Origin of the sequence: Natronobiforma cellulositropha (assembly GCF_025629245.1) — an archaeon.
GTDB classification, from domain to species: domain Archaea; phylum Halobacteriota; class Halobacteria; order Halobacteriales; family Natrialbaceae; genus Natronobiforma; species Natronobiforma cellulositropha.
Window position 1 is genome coordinate 168,692 of the sequence record NZ_JANZXN010000030.1, and the last position, 16,147, is coordinate 184,838.

General features: G+C 65.3%; 14 protein-coding genes. 5 read left to right on the top strand and 9 right to left on the bottom strand.

Annotated features, from left to right (window positions below; genetic code table 11):
* Nucleotides 1-12 precede the first annotated feature (12 nt).
* The 3 genes from N0B15_RS13740 (at nt 13) to N0B15_RS13750 (ending at nt 2,773) form a co-directional block, all read left to right on the top strand.
* A complete protein-coding gene (locus N0B15_RS13740) occupies nt 13-981 on the top strand; it encodes a hypothetical protein (RefSeq protein WP_263020278.1) in 969 nt (322 codons plus the stop codon).
* A 161-nt stretch (nt 982-1,142) separates the two neighbouring features.
* Nucleotides 1,143-2,408 (top strand): hypothetical protein, encoded by a 1,266-nt coding sequence (locus tag N0B15_RS13745; protein ID WP_263020279.1) that lies wholly within the window; start codon nt 1,143-1,145, stop codon nt 2,406-2,408.
* Nucleotides 2,409-2,452: 44 nt separating this feature from the next.
* Nucleotides 2,453-2,773, top strand: a complete 321-nt coding sequence (locus tag N0B15_RS13750) for a type II toxin-antitoxin system VapC family toxin (protein ID WP_263020368.1) — start codon at nt 2,453-2,455, stop codon at nt 2,771-2,773.
* Between the two features lie 191 nt (nt 2,774-2,964).
* On the opposite strand, the gene N0B15_RS13755 is transcribed toward N0B15_RS13750, so the two are convergent.
* On the bottom strand, nt 2,965-3,561 hold the full coding sequence (locus N0B15_RS13755) for a DUF7344 domain-containing protein (RefSeq protein WP_263020280.1): 597 nt from the start codon (nt 3,559-3,561) through the stop codon (nt 2,965-2,967).
* A 675-nt stretch (nt 3,562-4,236) separates the two neighbouring features.
* Here N0B15_RS13755 and N0B15_RS13760 point away from each other — a divergent pair.
* Nucleotides 4,237-5,190, top strand: a complete 954-nt coding sequence (locus tag N0B15_RS13760; protein WP_263020281.1) for a transcription initiation factor IIB — start codon at nt 4,237-4,239, stop codon at nt 5,188-5,190.
* Here N0B15_RS13760 and N0B15_RS13765 read toward each other — a convergent pair.
* The 3 genes from N0B15_RS13765 to N0B15_RS13775 all read right to left on the bottom strand — a co-directional run bounded on the left by N0B15_RS13765 (nt 5,183) and on the right by N0B15_RS13775 (nt 8,698).
* On the bottom strand, nt 5,183-5,359 hold the full coding sequence (locus N0B15_RS13765) for a hypothetical protein (RefSeq protein WP_263020282.1): 177 nt from the start codon (nt 5,357-5,359) through the stop codon (nt 5,183-5,185). The genes N0B15_RS13760 and N0B15_RS13765 overlap by 8 nt on opposite strands.
* Nucleotides 5,360-5,442: 83 nt before the next feature.
* Nucleotides 5,443-6,852, bottom strand: a complete 1,410-nt coding sequence (locus N0B15_RS13770; protein WP_263020283.1) for an NAD-dependent succinate-semialdehyde dehydrogenase — start codon at nt 6,850-6,852, stop codon at nt 5,443-5,445.
* Between the two features lie 532 nt (nt 6,853-7,384).
* Nucleotides 7,385-8,698, bottom strand: a complete 1,314-nt coding sequence (locus tag N0B15_RS13775) for an MATE family efflux transporter (protein ID WP_263020369.1) — start codon at nt 8,696-8,698, stop codon at nt 7,385-7,387.
* Nucleotides 8,699-9,166: 468 nt separating this feature from the next.
* On the opposite strand from N0B15_RS13775, the gene N0B15_RS13780 reads away from it, so the two are divergent.
* The gene (locus tag N0B15_RS13780; protein ID WP_263020284.1) at nt 9,167-9,883 is read left to right on the top strand and encodes an isochorismatase family protein; all 717 of its coding nucleotides are present in this window, start codon (nt 9,167-9,169) and stop codon (nt 9,881-9,883) included.
* A gap of 316 nt (nt 9,884-10,199) precedes the next feature.
* On the opposite strand, the gene N0B15_RS13785 is transcribed toward N0B15_RS13780, so the two are convergent.
* From N0B15_RS13785 to N0B15_RS13805, 5 genes are read right to left on the bottom strand one after another with little or no spacing between them, the layout of a single operon-like run.
* Nucleotides 10,200-11,600: an MATE family efflux transporter gene (locus N0B15_RS13785; RefSeq protein WP_263020285.1), complete on the bottom strand. Its 1,401-nt coding sequence runs from the start codon at nt 11,598-11,600 to the stop codon at nt 10,200-10,202.
* Nucleotides 11,597-12,949 carry an ABC transporter ATP-binding protein gene (locus N0B15_RS13790; protein WP_263020286.1) on the bottom strand — a complete coding sequence of 451 codons (1,353 nt, stop codon included), beginning with the start codon at nt 12,947-12,949 and terminating at the stop codon, nt 11,597-11,599. The genes N0B15_RS13785 and N0B15_RS13790 overlap by 4 nt, the downstream gene beginning before the upstream one ends.
* A complete protein-coding gene (locus N0B15_RS13795) occupies nt 12,942-14,132 on the bottom strand; it encodes an ABC transporter ATP-binding protein (RefSeq protein WP_263020287.1) in 1,191 nt (396 codons plus the stop codon). Before N0B15_RS13795 ends, N0B15_RS13790 begins: the two co-directional genes overlap by 8 nt.
* Nucleotides 14,129-15,130, bottom strand: a complete 1,002-nt coding sequence (locus N0B15_RS13800) for an ABC transporter permease (RefSeq protein WP_263020288.1) — start codon at nt 15,128-15,130, stop codon at nt 14,129-14,131. Before N0B15_RS13800 ends, N0B15_RS13795 begins: the two co-directional genes overlap by 4 nt.
* Nucleotides 15,127-16,119, bottom strand: coding sequence for an ABC transporter permease (locus N0B15_RS13805; RefSeq protein ID WP_263020289.1), 993 nt, complete (start codon nt 16,117-16,119; stop codon nt 15,127-15,129). The genes N0B15_RS13800 and N0B15_RS13805 overlap by 4 nt, the downstream gene beginning before the upstream one ends.
* Nucleotides 16,120-16,147: the final 28 nt, after the last annotated feature.

The window sequence follows — 16,147 nt, forward strand, 5'->3', positions numbered from 1 at the left end:
TTGGCCAAACGCATGGCACGCGAACCCCCGGTTACTGCGGATGCTGACACCGACGAATCGCCAGCCGAGACGCAGACGCGAGCGACCAAGCCGCGATTACTGAACCGACGAGCGTATCTCGGGCTGACCGCAGGGGCGGTCGCCGGTGTGATCGGTGCGAGCGGCGTCGCCACAGCGAGGGATGCCGGCTACGAACTGATCGAGGTCCCCGCAGGCACACACGAAGTGATCCACGTCGAAGACGGCGAGACCTTCGAGAACGTGCTGTTCGACCAGACGGCGAACAACGCGTCGGTCTCGCTCGTCGCCCACGGCACCAACTGGACGGTACGCAACGTCGCCTGGCGCGGCGAGTTCTCCCACCAGAGCCGCGCGCTCACCTGTTCCGACCGCGGCGGGAACACCTCCCGCGTCGAGAACGTCTACATCGGTGACGGCGTCGACGACAGCGTCGGTGCCGCCCGCCACCCACAGCTCGGTATCTGGGTCGCCCCCGAACACTCCGGGCGACTCGAGTTCGACGGCGTCTACGTCGAAGGCGCGAACGACAACGCCTTCTACGCCTCCGCACCGGGGACGAACGCCAACGGCCAGCGCGGCACCGTCCACTTTACGAACTGCTACGCGAAGGACAACTGGGTCTCCGGCTTCCGCCTCGCGGGCGGCACCGTCGAGAACTGCGTCGCCGTCAACACCGGCCGCAACGACGGCCGCCCGCTCTGGGTCTGGCCCGGCCGCGACGGACTCGAGGTCGAGGTCCGTGACAGCCACTTCATCTCCGGCAACTACGCCCACGGCTACGACTTCGGCCAGTCCGGCCAGACGACGCACGCAGCCGTCGTCGACAGCCACTACGCCCCCGCGGACTCCTCGCGCTTCCAGGGGAACGTCCAGCTCGAGGAGGAGAACGTCGGCCACGAGCCACGTGACTTCGTCCCCGAGGGCTGTCCCGACTCGCCCGACGCCGTCTTCGACGCCTGAATACAGTCGTAATTCGGAGTTACTGGCGATAAGCGGTGATTTCGTTCGGGCCGAACGAACACTACAGAAGAGGTGTTTTTCATCGGTTGGAGGGAGAATCAGGATATCTGTACAGAAATGTAGGAAAAGTTTATAGAGTCGTACAGAAGTTAGCCGGACGCATGGCACGCGAACCTCCGGGGTCGACGCTCGAGTCGGCCGATTCGGACGTGACGGGAACGAAACGAGAGCGTAACACTGGATTACTCGGTCGGCGGGCGTACCTCGCGCGCGCAGGGACCCTGGCTACTGGGGCACTGGCTACCTCGACGAGCACTGCGGCGGCGAGCGAGCGCTCGAGTGAAGCGTACGAGACGATCCGTCTCAGCCGCGGCGAGCGCCGGACCTTCGAGGTCGGAAACGGCGAGACGTTCGAGAACGTCCTCATCGACTGTACGGCCGGGAACTGCTGGCCGGTCGTCGTCGCCCACGGGACGAACTGGACCATCCGCAACGTCGGCATCGAGGGACGACTCGGCAACACGAACGCGATTTTCGGCGTCTCCGACCGGCGGGGGAACAGCTCCGTGATGGAGAACATCTACCTCGGTGATGGAGCGGCGAGCGCCCACCGGGCGGGTCTCGGCATCTGGGTCGCGCCCCAGCACCGCGGCCACATCGACATGCGGAACGTCAACGTCCAGGAGATGGGCGACAACTCGTTTTACTGCTCGGCACCCGGCGGCAACGGCGGCGGCACCGTCCACATCGACGGCTGCTACTCGGCGAACTCCTGGGTCAGCCACTTCCGACTCGCCGAAGGGCGCGTCACCGACAGCGTCGCGGTCAACGACTCGAGACACAAAGACGGCCGCGGCGTCTGGGCCTGGTCGCCCGGCACCGTCGAGGTCGACGGCTGCGACCTCGCGATGAACGGCCGCCACTACGCGCTACACTCTCGAGGCTCGCGCCTCGTCGTCTCGAACACCCAGTACGACACCGGGTTCAACGGCGGCACCCGGCGCGTCCAGGGCGGGACCATCGACCTCCGCGGTGGCAACGGCACGAACCCCCGCGACGTCGTCCCCGAGGGCTGTCCGACGAGCGCCGTCGAGGCGGCTTCCGGCGCGAGGAGCGATGCAGAACCGGGGGACGACGGCGATGGAGATGAACAGGGCGCGTGGAGCACCCTCGTCGTCGACGGCCGCGAGGCGACCGGAACGACGGACTACGAGTTCACCGTCGACGGCGGTGCGATCGAACCGACCACCGAGAGCGGGGCGACGGTCGACCCGCAGACGAGCGTCGACGGGGGTCGGGCGAGCGGCGTCGTCGCGAACTGGCTCGACGCCTACCGCTTCGAGGGCCGCCTCGAGTCGCTCACACTCGAGGGCGAGGCGAGCGTTCGCGTCAACGGCGTCGTGGTCGACCCCGAGCAACTGTTCTGACGGACCGACCCGGCGACATCGGGCACTCGCCGACAGCACAATGCATACACAGCGAGCCACGGGCACGAAGACGATTTCGCTCCCCGAACACGTCGACCAGAAGCTCCGAGAGGAGCGACGCGAGGGGGAGCGCAACCGAATTTCAGCGGACGGCCGCACTGCTCGAGTCGCTTCGCTGGCTCCCATTCGACCGCGCGTGTGTGCGCCGCAGTGGAGAGATACAGGCGTCGCTCCTCGAGCGAGGAGAACCGATCGCGATGACCGACTGTCTGATCGCAGCGATGGCGATCGAACACCGGGAGCCACTGGTGAGCAGGGATACCGACTTCGAGCGGATCGAGGAGCTGCAGCTGTACACGTACTGAGCGGTCGTGCTGTGGCCCGGCCACCGGTTCCGGCCGTGTTCGAGACTGAACGCTCGAGCGTTCGGTGTCGGTCAGAAGACGGCTCCCGCGCCGAAACAGAATGCTGGCACGCGAACTGTTCCGGTAGTGAGTTGACGGTCGTCGGGAGCCGATTTTCGGTAAGTGGTCGAGAGATAAAAACCTTCGTCAGATCACTCGATTCTGGAGAGTTTGCCGTCGACGACCTGCTGTAAGCGGTGGTTGACGAAGACGTGGACGAGCGAGACGGCGAGGAACGCGCCGACGACGAGCGCCGTCACGGCCACCGTGGGGACGAACGACGTCGGCGGCACGTTGAGGTAGGTCCCGGCGACGAGACCGGCACCGACGACGCTCAGGGCGGCGTACCACCGGTCCCAGCGGTCCTGCTGGTGAGTGTCGGAGTCGAGGTACATCATGAGGAGGTCGGCGTTGTCGGCGAGCGTGATCAGGCCGCGGTCCTGATCGTAGTCGATGATACCCGCGTCGTCCATCTTCGGAAGATGTGTCTGATAGAGCGCGACGTAGACGCGCTTTCGTTGATCAGAACTGAGTGCGTTGATCTCGGTGTCGTTCTCCCAGGCAGCGATCTGTTCGGCGAGTTCACCGAGAGTCACCGTGTCGTCGGTCTCGAGGAGGTACGAGAGGACTTCTCGACGGCGGCGGTTCTTCAGGAGTTCGAAAATGACGTCTTTCGAGAGTCGGTCGGCGTCGGACTCCTCTGTGACCGATCTGATCTCGTCGGGAATGGACGTGTCGACGGACGACATCAGCTCCCCTCACCCGGCCTGCGTCCGGCTCGATACGTGGCGAGTGGCGAACCATCGAACGCGGTATTCCCCCATCGGGACACAGAGTGGGTCCACGGCAGCTCCGAACTGTAAGTCGCAATCACGTTTGTCACACCAGTTTGTAGGCCAACGCAGATACTCTTAAGCGCGGTCACGTTTTGCATCGCTTGCAAACTCAGTACGGGCGGGCTTCGGCCGCTCACCGACGCGTACCCACCAGTGTGCAGACGGGACGCTCGAGAGCGGGGCAGTATCTCTCGATTGTACGGGCGTATCGTCTGCATACACGCGCACGAGCGCGACCGCTGACTGGTCGGCCGGTGCAGACGGGTGGGGCGTCGATCTACCGTCACGGACGGCTCACCCTTTGGCTGGCGAGACCTAAAGCTACCCGACGGTTCGACCGTGAAAGAGCGGATTACGCGACGATGATTCGGTGTTACCGGTGACAGACGGCTGAACGTACTCGGACGAGTGAGCCACCGCCGACGGTGGCCGGGAGGGTACCGTCCCCGCGTACTCGAGAACGCGAGTAACGATGGGTCTCCGCGTACCCACGCTGGGCGCAGGTATCGATAGGCAGCTGAAAGTGAGCGTTTCTCGCGAAACCATGTGACGGCCTTACAATCGCAGGCAGGTTCCGACACCTCACTAATGACGCGGTCCATTAGCAACCACGTTACCGACGAATCACAGGAGGTGGATACCGGTCGGTGTCCCGATTGCGAAACCGACACGATCGTCAACGATCCGGACCGCGGAGAACGGGTCTGTCGAGAGTGTGGACTCGTACTGAGCGAGGAGCCGATCGACTACGGTCCCGAGTGGCGAGCGTTCAACGCACAGGAACACGAAGAGCTCTCACGGGTCGGCGCACCGCTGACACAGTCGATGCACGACCGGGGACTCACGACCACGATCGACTGGCGAAACCGTGACGCCAACGGCCACTCGATGTCCGCCGACAAACACGGCCAGCTCCACCGGCTACGGGTCTGGCAGGAACGCATCCGAACGAAAAACGCCGGCGAACGCAACCTGAAGTACGCCCTCTCCGAGATCGATCGGATGGTCAGCGCACTCGGGGTGCCACAACCGGTGAAAGAAACCGCGAGCGTCATCTACCGCCAGGCGCTCGACCGGGACCTCATCCGCGGCCGGTCGATCGAAGGGGTCGCCACGAGCGCCCTCTACACGGCCTGCCGTAAGGAGGGAATCCCGCGCAGCCTCGAGGAGGTCACCGGCGTCTCCCGGGTCGACCAGCGCGAGATCGGCCGAACCTACCGCTACATCGCCGACGAACTCGACATCAACTTAGAGCCGACGAACCCCCGACAGTTCGTCCCGCGCTTCTGTTCGGAACTCGACGTCAGCAAGACGGTCGAGTCGAAAGCCGTCGAGATCATCGACGAGACGACCGAACTCGGACTCCACTCCGGGAAGTCACCGACTGGCTACGCCGCCGCGGCGATCTACGCCGCTGGCTTGCTGTGTGACGAGACCGTTCCTCAGCGGGCGGTCGCCGACACCGCACAGACGACGGTCGTCACGGTCAGAAACCGGTACCGAGAACAGTTGGACGCGATCGATCAGACGCCGGCTACATGATCGACCGTTCGTCTCCGGCGTAAACGTCCTCGTCGAGCAACGCGTGGAGGTTGCTGTACGGAACGAACGCGATGAAGTGATCTCCCTCGTCGTAGAGTTCGACACCCTTCTCTCCGTGATCGTAGCGCTCACACACGATCTGGCCTTCCGGAAGGATCGCCCGGTACATACGAGGGTGTACACCACCGGGCCGTATATCACTTCTCCCGAGTCTGTGAACGCGCTCGAGTACCAGCGACGCGGCCAGTCCCGTCACTCGGCCGGACTCTCACCCGACGTACCCGACTCCGTTCGGTCGACCCAGATCGTCTTCTCGTTGGCGAACGCCCGGATCCCCGGCCGACCGAGTTCGCGGCCGTAGCCCGAATCTTTCACGCCGCCGAAAGGCACGCGCGGATCAGATTTCACGAGTTCGTTGACGAACGCACACCCCGCCTCGAGTCGCCGCGCCACCCGGCAGCCCCGGTCCGAATCGGCCGTCCAGACGCTCGCCCCCAGGCCGAAGCGGACGTCGTTCGCGAGCGCGACCGCCTCGTCCTCGTCCCCGACCGTGAACACCGCTGCGGCGGGACCGAACACCTCGTCGACCGCAGCGGGCGCGTCGTGGGGCACGTCCGTCAACACCGTCGGCGGGTAGAACGCCCCCTCCCGCTCGAGTGGCTCGCCCCCACACTCGAGGGTCGCCCCCGCCTCGACCGTCTCCTCGACCTGTTCGTGGAGTTCCTCGAGTAAGTCCGCCCGCGCCTGCGGACCGATCTCCGTCCCCTCCTCGCTCGGGTCGCCGACCGTCCGTGAGGTCATCTCCTCGACGAACCGGTCGACGAACTCGTCACGAACGTCCTCACAGACGATAAAGCGCTTCGCCGCGATACAGGACTGCCCGGAGTTGATCAGCCGCGCGTCGACGGCGCGCTCGACCGTCCGCTCGAGGTCGGCGTCTTCGAGCACGACGAACGGGTCGCTCCCGCCGAGTTCGAGCACCGCCGGCTTGAGTTCGCTCCCTGCCTGCTCGCCGACGGCCCGGCCAGCGCCGTCGCTGCCAGTGAGCGTCACCCCACGCAGCCGGTCGTCCGCGATGATGTCTGAAATGTCGCTCGAGGACACCAGCAGCGTCGAGAACACCCCCTCTGGGGCGCCGACCTCGCGGAAGAGGTCTTCGATGGCGAGCGCACAGCCGGGGACGTTCGAGGCGTGTTTCAATAGGCCGACGTTGCCGAGCGCAAGCGTCGGTGCGGCGAATCGAAACACCTGCCAGAACGGAAAGTTCCAGGGCATGACGGCGAGTATCGGCCCGACGGGTTCGTAGGAGACGAACGCCTCGACGCCGGGTTCGGTACCGATCACCTCGTCCTGGAGGTAGGCCGCAGCGTGCTCGGCGTAGTGGTCACACACCCAGGCGCACTTCTCGACCTCCGCGCGACTCTGTGCGATCGGTTTTCCCATCTCGCGAGTGATCAAGTCGGCGTACACTTCCTGATCCGAACGCAGGCGCGAGGCGGCGTCTGCGAGCACCTGCTGGCGCTCGCGAATCTCACGCGAAGACCACGCCGGATAGGTCTCGAGCGCGCGCTCGAGTCGGTCGTCCCAGTCGTCGCTCGAGTGTGCGTCGTAGGTGTCGTTCGTCTCGCCGGTCGCCGGGTTCGTGCTCTCGATGGTGGACATGGGTCGGGGAGTCGACCACGAGCAGACGCATAACGCCTTCCGTGACAGGTGCTGGGGCCCGCACCGAAGACGAGCCGTGAGCCTCGAGCGAGCGGGGCGCTGTAGAGACGGCCACGGATCGAACACGGATCGAACACGGATCGATAGTACATATGGTATCTGACTGTTCTATCGTATCCCCCTTTATCGGATGGTATTTTTGTTTCAATAATGTCTGGGATGGACACGCACACCAAACCAGCCACAGGCCCAGTAGGAAGGAGCTAGAAGGCGGATTGTGAAGTGTCAGACAGCATAGACCGGCACCACCCACACACCTGTCTGAGAACACCTGTGTGTCCCCAAACGGCTACAGAACCAGTACTGTACCAACTGTCTAAAAATGTGCTTCGGGAACAGATAGAAGGAAATAATAAATTTTCGGAGATACCAATCAGTACGATGAGTGATCGGCGTATGTGGTGTGAGCGGGAACCGCTCGAGCGTCGGGAGACGTCGCTGTGAGTGAGTGGCGAGCTGACGAGCCGTCGGGTCAGTCTTCGGCGGGAGCGCCCGCACGGGCGCGCATCATCGACGCGCCGCGCTCGAGCCAGTTGCGGCGGACGTAGATGGCACCGATCAGCGCCGCCCGCCAGGCGAAGTCGGCGACGATGGCGACGTAGGCGGCGACGACACCGTACTCGAGTCGGACGCCGAAGACGTAGGTGATACCCAGCAAGAAGACGACCATTCCCGTCACCTTCGCGACGAACGGCGGGCGGCTCTCGCTGCCGCCGCGCAACGAGCCAGCGAGCACGACGTAACAGGCGATGAAGACGGTCGAGACGGCGTAGGCTCGAGCGAACGCGACGGCGTACTCGAGCGTCTCGGGGTCGCGTGTGAAGGCGAGCGCGAGCCACTCGGCGGCGAAAAAGAGGATGACACCGATGCCACCGAGGGTCACGACGGCGAGCGCGGCCGCGGCGAGACCGTCGAAGTAGGCCGTCTCTGGCTCGCGCCTGCCGAGTGACTGGCCGCAGATGATGTTCGCGGCGACGCCGTAGCCCCTGGCGAGCGGAGCGGAAATCTGCTGGTAGACCCGTCGTCCGATGTGGTAGGCGGCGTTGACTTCCGTGCCGAAGGCGAGCAAGATCGCGTTGAACGGAAACTCGGCGACCAGTTCGGTGATCCCCTCGAGGACGCGTGGCGCACCGATGACGATCAACTGGCGGGTGACGACGGTGTTGTGCGGACGCACCAGCGAGATGTCGCTTCGTGGGCCGAACAGGACCACGAGAAACGCGCCCGCGGCGAGGACGTCGCCGAGAGCGGTGGCGATAGCGATGCCGACGACCGAGAGCGCGGGAAACGGGCCGAGACCGAAGGCGAGACAGACGGTGAGAACGATGTTCAGCCCGTTCGCGCCCGCGTTGACGTACATCGGCGTGCGCGTATCGCCAGTGCCCTGAATCGCTCGCGCGGCGATCATCGTCACGTGAAACGCCGGTGCAGAAATCATGATGATCGTGAGGTACAGGCCACCGAGACGCACGATTTCGCTGTCGGCTCCGAGCACCGCGAGCGCCCAGTAGCTACCGACGAGACCGAAGACGACGAACGGGACGGCCGCGAGGAGTCCGAGCAGGAGCGCCTGGGTGACCGCCTCGTCACGGGTAGCCGTCTGACCGCTGCCGGTGTCCTGACTCGAGAGCGCGATCGCGCCGTCGCCGACGCCCATACCGAGCCACAGCGGCAGTCGGCCGTAGATGTCCGCCAGTCCGACGGCGGCGACTGCGGCGGGCGAGAAGAAGCCGGCGACGACGATGTCCGTCGTCCGCATCAGCGTCCGGAGCACCTGCTCGGCCATCATCGGCCAGGAGAGGTCGAAGACCCGAACCCAGACGGCGAAGACGCGCGAGTGACGGAGACGCTCCTCGAGCGAACCCATTGGAGAGCCTTCGCACACCGACCGTTTGAACGTTGAGAAAGCGGCCATCGAAGTGGCATCTAATCCACCGAATTTCGCACGGAAGTGTACGAATCGGCTGCATAAACCCCAGGGACGGACAGGCGTCCATTCTATGCGAGGGCGCCCGGAGAGCGGGCAGGAGACGAGTGAACCGAGTGAACGGACGCACGCGAGAGCGGCCTTCGGGTTCTCGGGTGCGGGTGGACACCGCCGTCCGGCCCTCGGAGGCGGTCAGACTGTGATACAGGCAATCGATACGGACAGAAAGCCATCGACCGTTCGAAAGTAGGGACCAATACTAGGTATGTGAGGAACAGGGATCCGACTAAGCAGGAGGTTTTTACACCAGGAGTGGGTCGCTCGAGTATGGGTCAGACCCTAGCAGACCTGAGAGCGGAGAATTACGTACCAGACGCCGTCCCGGACTCGGACCTCGAGTACTTCACGACGGACGGGACGTCCCGAAAGATCGGCTGGGGGGACACGCCCGCCGTGCTCGTCGTCGACATGACGCTCGCGTTCACCGAGGAGCGCGCGGACGTGGGCGAGCCGTGCGTCGCGGCGAACGCCGAGTTGCTCGAGGCGGCACGCGCGGCGGACGTCCCGGTGTTCTACGTGACACCGAGCGCACCCGGCACGTATCCCGACGACTACCAGGGGACGACGAAGACCTCGAGCGGGGCGAGCGACGACCCCGACCCCGAGCGCGTCGAGTGGCGCGAGAAACTCGACGTGATCGCACCGGAACTCGAGCCGGAGGCGGACGAGGTCGTCGTCCCGAAGCCACGGGCGAGTTCGTTCTTCGACACCCACTACGCGAACCTACTCCACTACTACGGCATCGACACGCTGATCGTCACCGGGATGACCACCAGCGGCTGTGTCAGAGGCACCGTCGTCGACGGCCACTCGAGTAACTTCCGCGTCATCGTCCCGCCGGAGTGCGTCGGGGACCGGTCGATCATCTCCCACGAACTCTCGCTGTTCGACATGAGCATGAAGTACGCGGACGTGACGCCCGTCGCAGACGTCATCGAGAAACTCGGCGAGTACGCCGAGACGCCGGTGGTCGCCGACGACTGAGAGGCGTACGGCCGACGACACCCAGCCCCAGCGATTCATGCGATCGGCTTTTTTCGACGCGGACTGAGGAGCCAGCGACAGCGACCCCTGGAGACGGGCGGGCGTGACGCCCGTCGGTGGCGCGGAGAGCAGTGTCGACTCGAGGTGTTGAGTGGAGACCACCGTTCAGTGACGGAGAGGAGAGGAGAGGAGAGGAGAGGAGAGGAGAGGAGAGGAGAGGAGAGGAGAGGAGAGGAGAGGAGAGGAGAGGAGAGGAGAGGAGAGGAGAGGAGAGGAGAGGNAGGAGAGGAGAGGAGAGGTCGCCCTCGGGGCGAGTCTAGTCCGATTCGAGGCTGCCGCGGACCTCGAGGTGGTGGAGGGCGTTCTCGATCCAGAACTCCTGGTTGTACCAGAAGTAGATGAGACCGAACCGCCAGACGTTGTAGGCGACGATCGCGAGGTAGACGAAGACGACGCCCCCGCCGAGGACGATGCCGCCGACGTAGGTGATCCCGAGGAGCAGTCCGAAGACGCCGGTGATCTCCGCGATGAACGGCTTGGTCGTCTCACCGGCCCCCTGGAGGATGCCGGAGTACGAGCGGAACAGCGCCTCGAGCGGGGCGGCGATCGCGAAGACGACGATGAACGTCCGTGCCGCCTCGGCCGTCGTCGCGTCGTCGGAGAAGATGCTCGCGAAGAACTCGTTGCCGACGAGCATCGTGAGCGAGAGGATGCCGATGGTGAGACAGCAGAACAGCGTCAGCGCGGCCGTGCTGAAGTGGGCGTCCCGGATGCGCTTCTCACCGATCGCCTGACCGGTGAGGATACTACCCAGCACGCCGTAGCTCCGTGCGAATGGGCCAGTCAGCTGCGAGCGGACGGTCTGGCCGACCGTGTAGGCGGCGTACACCTCGACGCTGAAGGCGACCAGGATCGCCTCGAGTGGAAAGCTCGCTGCCGTCGTCGAGAAGCCTTCGACGGTGCGCGGAATCGAGATGGCGACGATCTGTTTCGCGATGGTGAGGTCGGTCGGTCTGACGAGGTTCACGTCGGACCAGCCGGTGGTGAAGACGAGGATGACCGCGACGGCGGCGAGAACGTTCGAGCCAGCCGTCGCGAGACCGATGCCGACGACCTCGAGTTGCGGAGCGGGACCGAGTCCGAGACCGAGGGTGACCGTCCCGATGATGTTGACGACGTTCGCGCCCCCGCGGATGTACATCGGGGTCATCGTATCACCCGTCCCCTGCATCGACTTCTCACCGATGAGGACGATGTGGCGGAAGGGGGCCGTGCCGAGGACGAGCAGCAGGTACGGCGCGCCGGTCTCGATGACTTCCGCTGGCGGGGCGAAGAGAGCGAGTGCCTGTTCGCTAAAGAGGAACGCAAAGAGGGCGAACGGGATACCGATCAGGAAGCCGAGGAGGAGCGCCTGTGTCACCGCCTGGTCACGGTTCGCGTCCGCGCCGCTGCCGGTGTCCTGGCTGGTGAGTGCGAGTGAGCCGGTCCCGATACCGATGCCGGTGAACAGCGCCAGTCGCGTGTAGAGGTTCGAGAGACCGAGCGCGGCGATGGCAGCCGGGCCGAACAGACCGGCGACGAGGACGTCGGTCGTACGCATCCCCGTCCGGACGAACGACTGCACCGAGATGGGCCAGCCGAGTCGGACGAAGCGCTTCCACTCCGCGAACGTTCGCCGGCGGTCGCCGAGCGCACGGGTGAGTTCCCCGCGACTCATCGCTCGCCGTCCTGTTCACAGGCCCGAAGGCAGGCCGCCCGGTGCTCGGAGCCAACCTCGACGAACGGCGGCGCAGTCGCTGCACACGGCGAGGCGAAGTCCGCCTCCAGCATAGCGAGCGCCGTCTCGGTGTCTCCCGACACCAGCGCAGCGAGACTCGCCCCGAGGAGGTCCTCTGCGATCTCGTCCGTGAGCGGCTGCGGTATCGAACACCGGTCTCTGATCGCTCGCTCGAGCGCCACCTCGTCCTCGGGGTCGACTCCGTGTCGGTCGGCGAGTGTCGCGAGGGCGTCCGCGTCGAAGCGGCCGGCGCGCACCTGGCGGCTGTACTCGAGGATGCCCGGCCAGGCGTCCCGTTCGAACGCCGCTCCGTAGGTCTCTGGCGGGACCACCACCGGACACCGGGTGTGGAACCGACAGCCGCTGGGTGGGTTTCGCGGCGAGGGGATGTCGGTGGTCGCTGCCTTCCGGTCACCCGCTCGAGCGCCCCGGCCGGGGGTGCTCTCGAGGAGAATCCGGGTGTAGGGGTGGGACGGATCCTCGAAGACCCGGTCTACCGGACCGAGTTCGGCGACCCGGCCGAGGTACATGACGACGACCCGGTCACACAGGTAGCGGACGACCGAGAGGTCGTGTGAGATGAACAGGTAGGTGAGGTCGAACTCGGCCTGCAAGTCGGCGAGGAGGGTGAGAATCTGCGCCTGGACGCTGACGTCGAGCGCGCTCGTCGGCTCGTCGAGGACGATCAGTTCCGGATCGAGCGCGAGCGCACGGGCGATACCGATGCGCTGGCGTTGGCCGCCGGAGAACTCGCTCGCGTAGCGCTCGAGGTGGTCGGTGGAGAGACCGACGCGCTCGACGAGGTCGGCGACGGTCTCGTTCCGGTGGGATTTCGCACCGACCTGGTGGATGTCGAGCGGTTCGCGGACGATTTCGCGGAGGGTCATCCGCGGATCGAGACAGGACGACGGGTCCTGGAAGACGATCTGGGCACGCCTCGCGAAGCGCTTGCGGTCGGTGGCGACCTGCTCGTGAACGTCCGTGCCGGTGAACTCGACGCGGCCCGCGGTGGGTTCGTGAAGCCCGAGGATCGTCCGCGCGAGCGTCGACTTCCCACAGCCGGATTCGCCGACGATCCCGAGGGTCTCCCCGCGGTAGAGGTCGAACGAGACGTCGTCGACCGCGCGCACCCTGCCGGGGTCGTTCGAGAGCAGCCAGTCGGCCAGCCCCTGGTCGTCGACGTAGTGTTTCTGCAAGCCGTCGACCCGGAGGAGGGGGGCGGAAGGGCCACGGTCGGGAGCGGTGCGTCCGGGACTGTCCTGGGGTACCGGTGCGGGTTCGTTACTCATAGGCGACGTCACCTCGTTCGGGAGCCGGCGTGTCGATCGGGCGGAGGGTCGAGTCCGCGAGCGACGAGGAGCCGGCATCTGCGGCGATGTCAGCGTGGATACAGGCGACCCGGTGGCTCGAGTCGGTCGCGACCGGCTCGAGTTCGGGGTCGGTTGCCGTACACTCGTCGGTCGCCGCCGGACAGCGCGGGGCGAACGAACAGCCGGGCGGCATCTCGTGGGCGAGCAGGTTCGGAACGTTGCCGGGGATGGGTGTGATCGGCGCGTTCGGGTCGTCGAAGGTCGGCAGTGAGCCGAGCAGCCCCTCGGTGTAGGGGTTGGCCGGGTGGTCGAAGACGCGGTCGGTCGGGCCGACTTCGACGAACTCGCCGGCGTACATGACGGCCGTCCGGTCGGCAATGTCGGCGACGACGCCGAGGTTGTGGGTGATGAGGAGGATGCTGGCTCCGGTGTCGATCCGGAGTTCGTCCAGCAGTTCGATGATGCCGGCCTGGATCGTCACGTCGAGTCCGGTCGTCGGTTCGTCGGCGATCAGGACCGTGGGATCGGCGGCGAGCGCCTGGGCGATCATCGCCCGCTGGAGCATCCCGCCGCTGAACTGGTGTGGATACTCGTCGGCGCGGGCGGCCGGGTCGGGAATGTCGACGCGCTCGAGTAAGTCGACCGCTCGCTCGAAGCTCTCGGGGGAGACGAACGAGGAGGCGGGTGAGAGGACGTCACGGAGCAAGTTCGAGAGACCGTAGGTTTCACCGCGGGCGAGGCGTGCGTTACACTCGACCGCCTCGGCGATCTGTTCGCCGACGGTCAGCGAGGGGTTGAACGCGGCACCCGGGTCCTGGAAGATCATGCCGAACTCGGTGCCACAGAGCGACCGGCGAACCGCTGGTGAGACGGCGCGGACGTCGACGAAGTCGCCGTCGACGGCGTCCGGGTGGTCGGTGAGGTCGGCGGCGAGTTCCGGCGAGTGGAACCACAGTTCGCCGTCGACGATCGCACCCGGTGGTTCGATCAGGTCCATCAGGGAGCGGCCGGTGACGCTCTTGCCGCTGCCGCTCTCACCGACGACCGCGAGGACCTCGCCCCCGTAGAGGTCGAAGCTGACTCCGGAGACGGCGTTGACCTGTCCGGCGTCGGTGAAAAACCGGGTCGTGAGGTCACGGACAGAGATGATGCTCTCAGTCATAGCCCACCCCGCTGGATACCCGGGTCGAGGGCGTCCCTGAGGAGGTCACCGAGGAGGTTGATGCCGACGACGGTGACGACGATGAACAGGCCAGGGACCGTCGACAGCCACCAGGAGGTGGCGAGGTAGTCCCTGCCCGCGGCGATGTCGTAGCCCCAGGAGAGGGTCGTCCCGGAGAAGCCGAGAAACGAGAGCGAACTCTCGATGATGATGATCGAGGCCACCTGGATCGTCGCCAGCACCAGAATCGGCGTGATCGAGTTCGGGAGGACGTGTTTCCTGATGATACCCAGATTGCTCATCCCCATCGTTCGCGCCGCCATCACGTACTCTTCGTTCTTGGCAGCGATGGCCTCACCACGGGCGACGCGGGCGATCCACACCCAGACGACACTCGAGATGGCGAGGGTGATCGTAACCGGGATGACGGCGTGTGTCGGCCGGTCGGAGACCAGGCCACTGGCGACCAGCGGGTCGGGGACGGTGACGGTGATGTTCCCGAGGATGCCGATCATCGCGAGGGTTATCAAGAGGGCGGGGAACGCGAGGACGATGTCGACGAAGCGCATCAGCACGGAGTCGGTTCGTCCGGCGTAGTAGCCGGAGACCATGCCGACGGTCGTTCCAACGACGAGGGAGACGGCCATCGCGCTGAACGCGACGATGATCGAGGTGCGTGCCCCGTAGATGGTGCGCGAGAGGACGTCACGCCCGTTGCTGTCGGTGCCGAGCGGGTGGGCGAGCGTGCCGGCGTTCGATTCGGTGACCGTCCGAATCTCGCCGTCGATCATCCGGGTCGTCTCCGACTCCTCACCGCCGAAAAAGAGCGGTGGCTGGTGGTTTCGAGAGCTATCCTGGTCGGTCGGGTCGTGGGGAGCGAGCACCGGGGCGAAGACGGCCATGAGCAACATACTCAGGAGTAACGCGACACCGATCGTCGCGACCGTGTTCGACCTGATCTCTCGCTCGAGGGACGTCCGAGTTCTATCAGATATCATGCGAGTTCGACCTGTGGGTTCAGTTTCGCGTTGACGAAGTCGACGGTGATGTTGGTCAGGACGTAGCCGGCACCGACGAGGATCAGGATGCCCTGCATCATCGGCCAGTCGGAGACGTTGAGCGACCTGATGAACAGCGTGCCGAGACCGGGCCAGGCGAACACCGACTCGACGACGACGGAGCCGCCGATCAATCCACCGAGCTGTAAGCCGGTCACCGTCACGACCGGCGTGAGGCTGTTCCGAAGTACGTACCGGTACATGAGCAACGACTCGGGAAGCCCCTTCCCGCGTGCAGCGAGGACGTACTCCTTGCCGAGTTCCTCGAGGACGCCGTTTCGCGTCAGCCGGAACAGCAACGCCATGAAGTACGTACCGAGCGCGATGGTCGGAAGGATCATGTGTGCGACCCACGAGGTGAGTCCGTTCGGGTCGGCCTGGAAGACCAGCAGTGTGAGCGCGTCGACCAGTCCGATCGGTCGTCCACTGGTCGGGAGGACGCCGAGCTGGACGGAGACGAGCAACACCATCATGATGGCGAGCCAGAAGTTCGGCGTGCTGACGCCGCCCAGCGAGACGAGGTTCGACGTCGAGTCGATCCGCGAGCCGCGGTACATCGCACTGAGGATGCCGAGTGGAATCGAGGCGAGAACGGCGAAGACCAGTGCAGCGGCGGCGAGCTCGAGCGTGCCGGGCAGGGCGAACATGATTCGGCGCAACACCGGCGTGTTCGTCATGTAGGAAAAGCCGAGGTCTCCCTGGAGGACGCCGCTCAGGTAGTAGACGTACTGGTTCAACACCGGTTCGGTGAGACCGAGGTCCTGTTCGATCTGCTGGATGAGTTCCGGGGTCGCGTCGTCGGGTGCCATCAGCTGTGCGGGGTTCGTCGGTGAGATCACGCGAAACAGGAACACCGTGGTGACGACGCCCCAGACGACGACGACGCCCTGAGCCAGCCGTCTGCCTAAAAATACGAGTTCGTCTTTCATATTGTGTGGCGAATTGGTTGTGGATGTT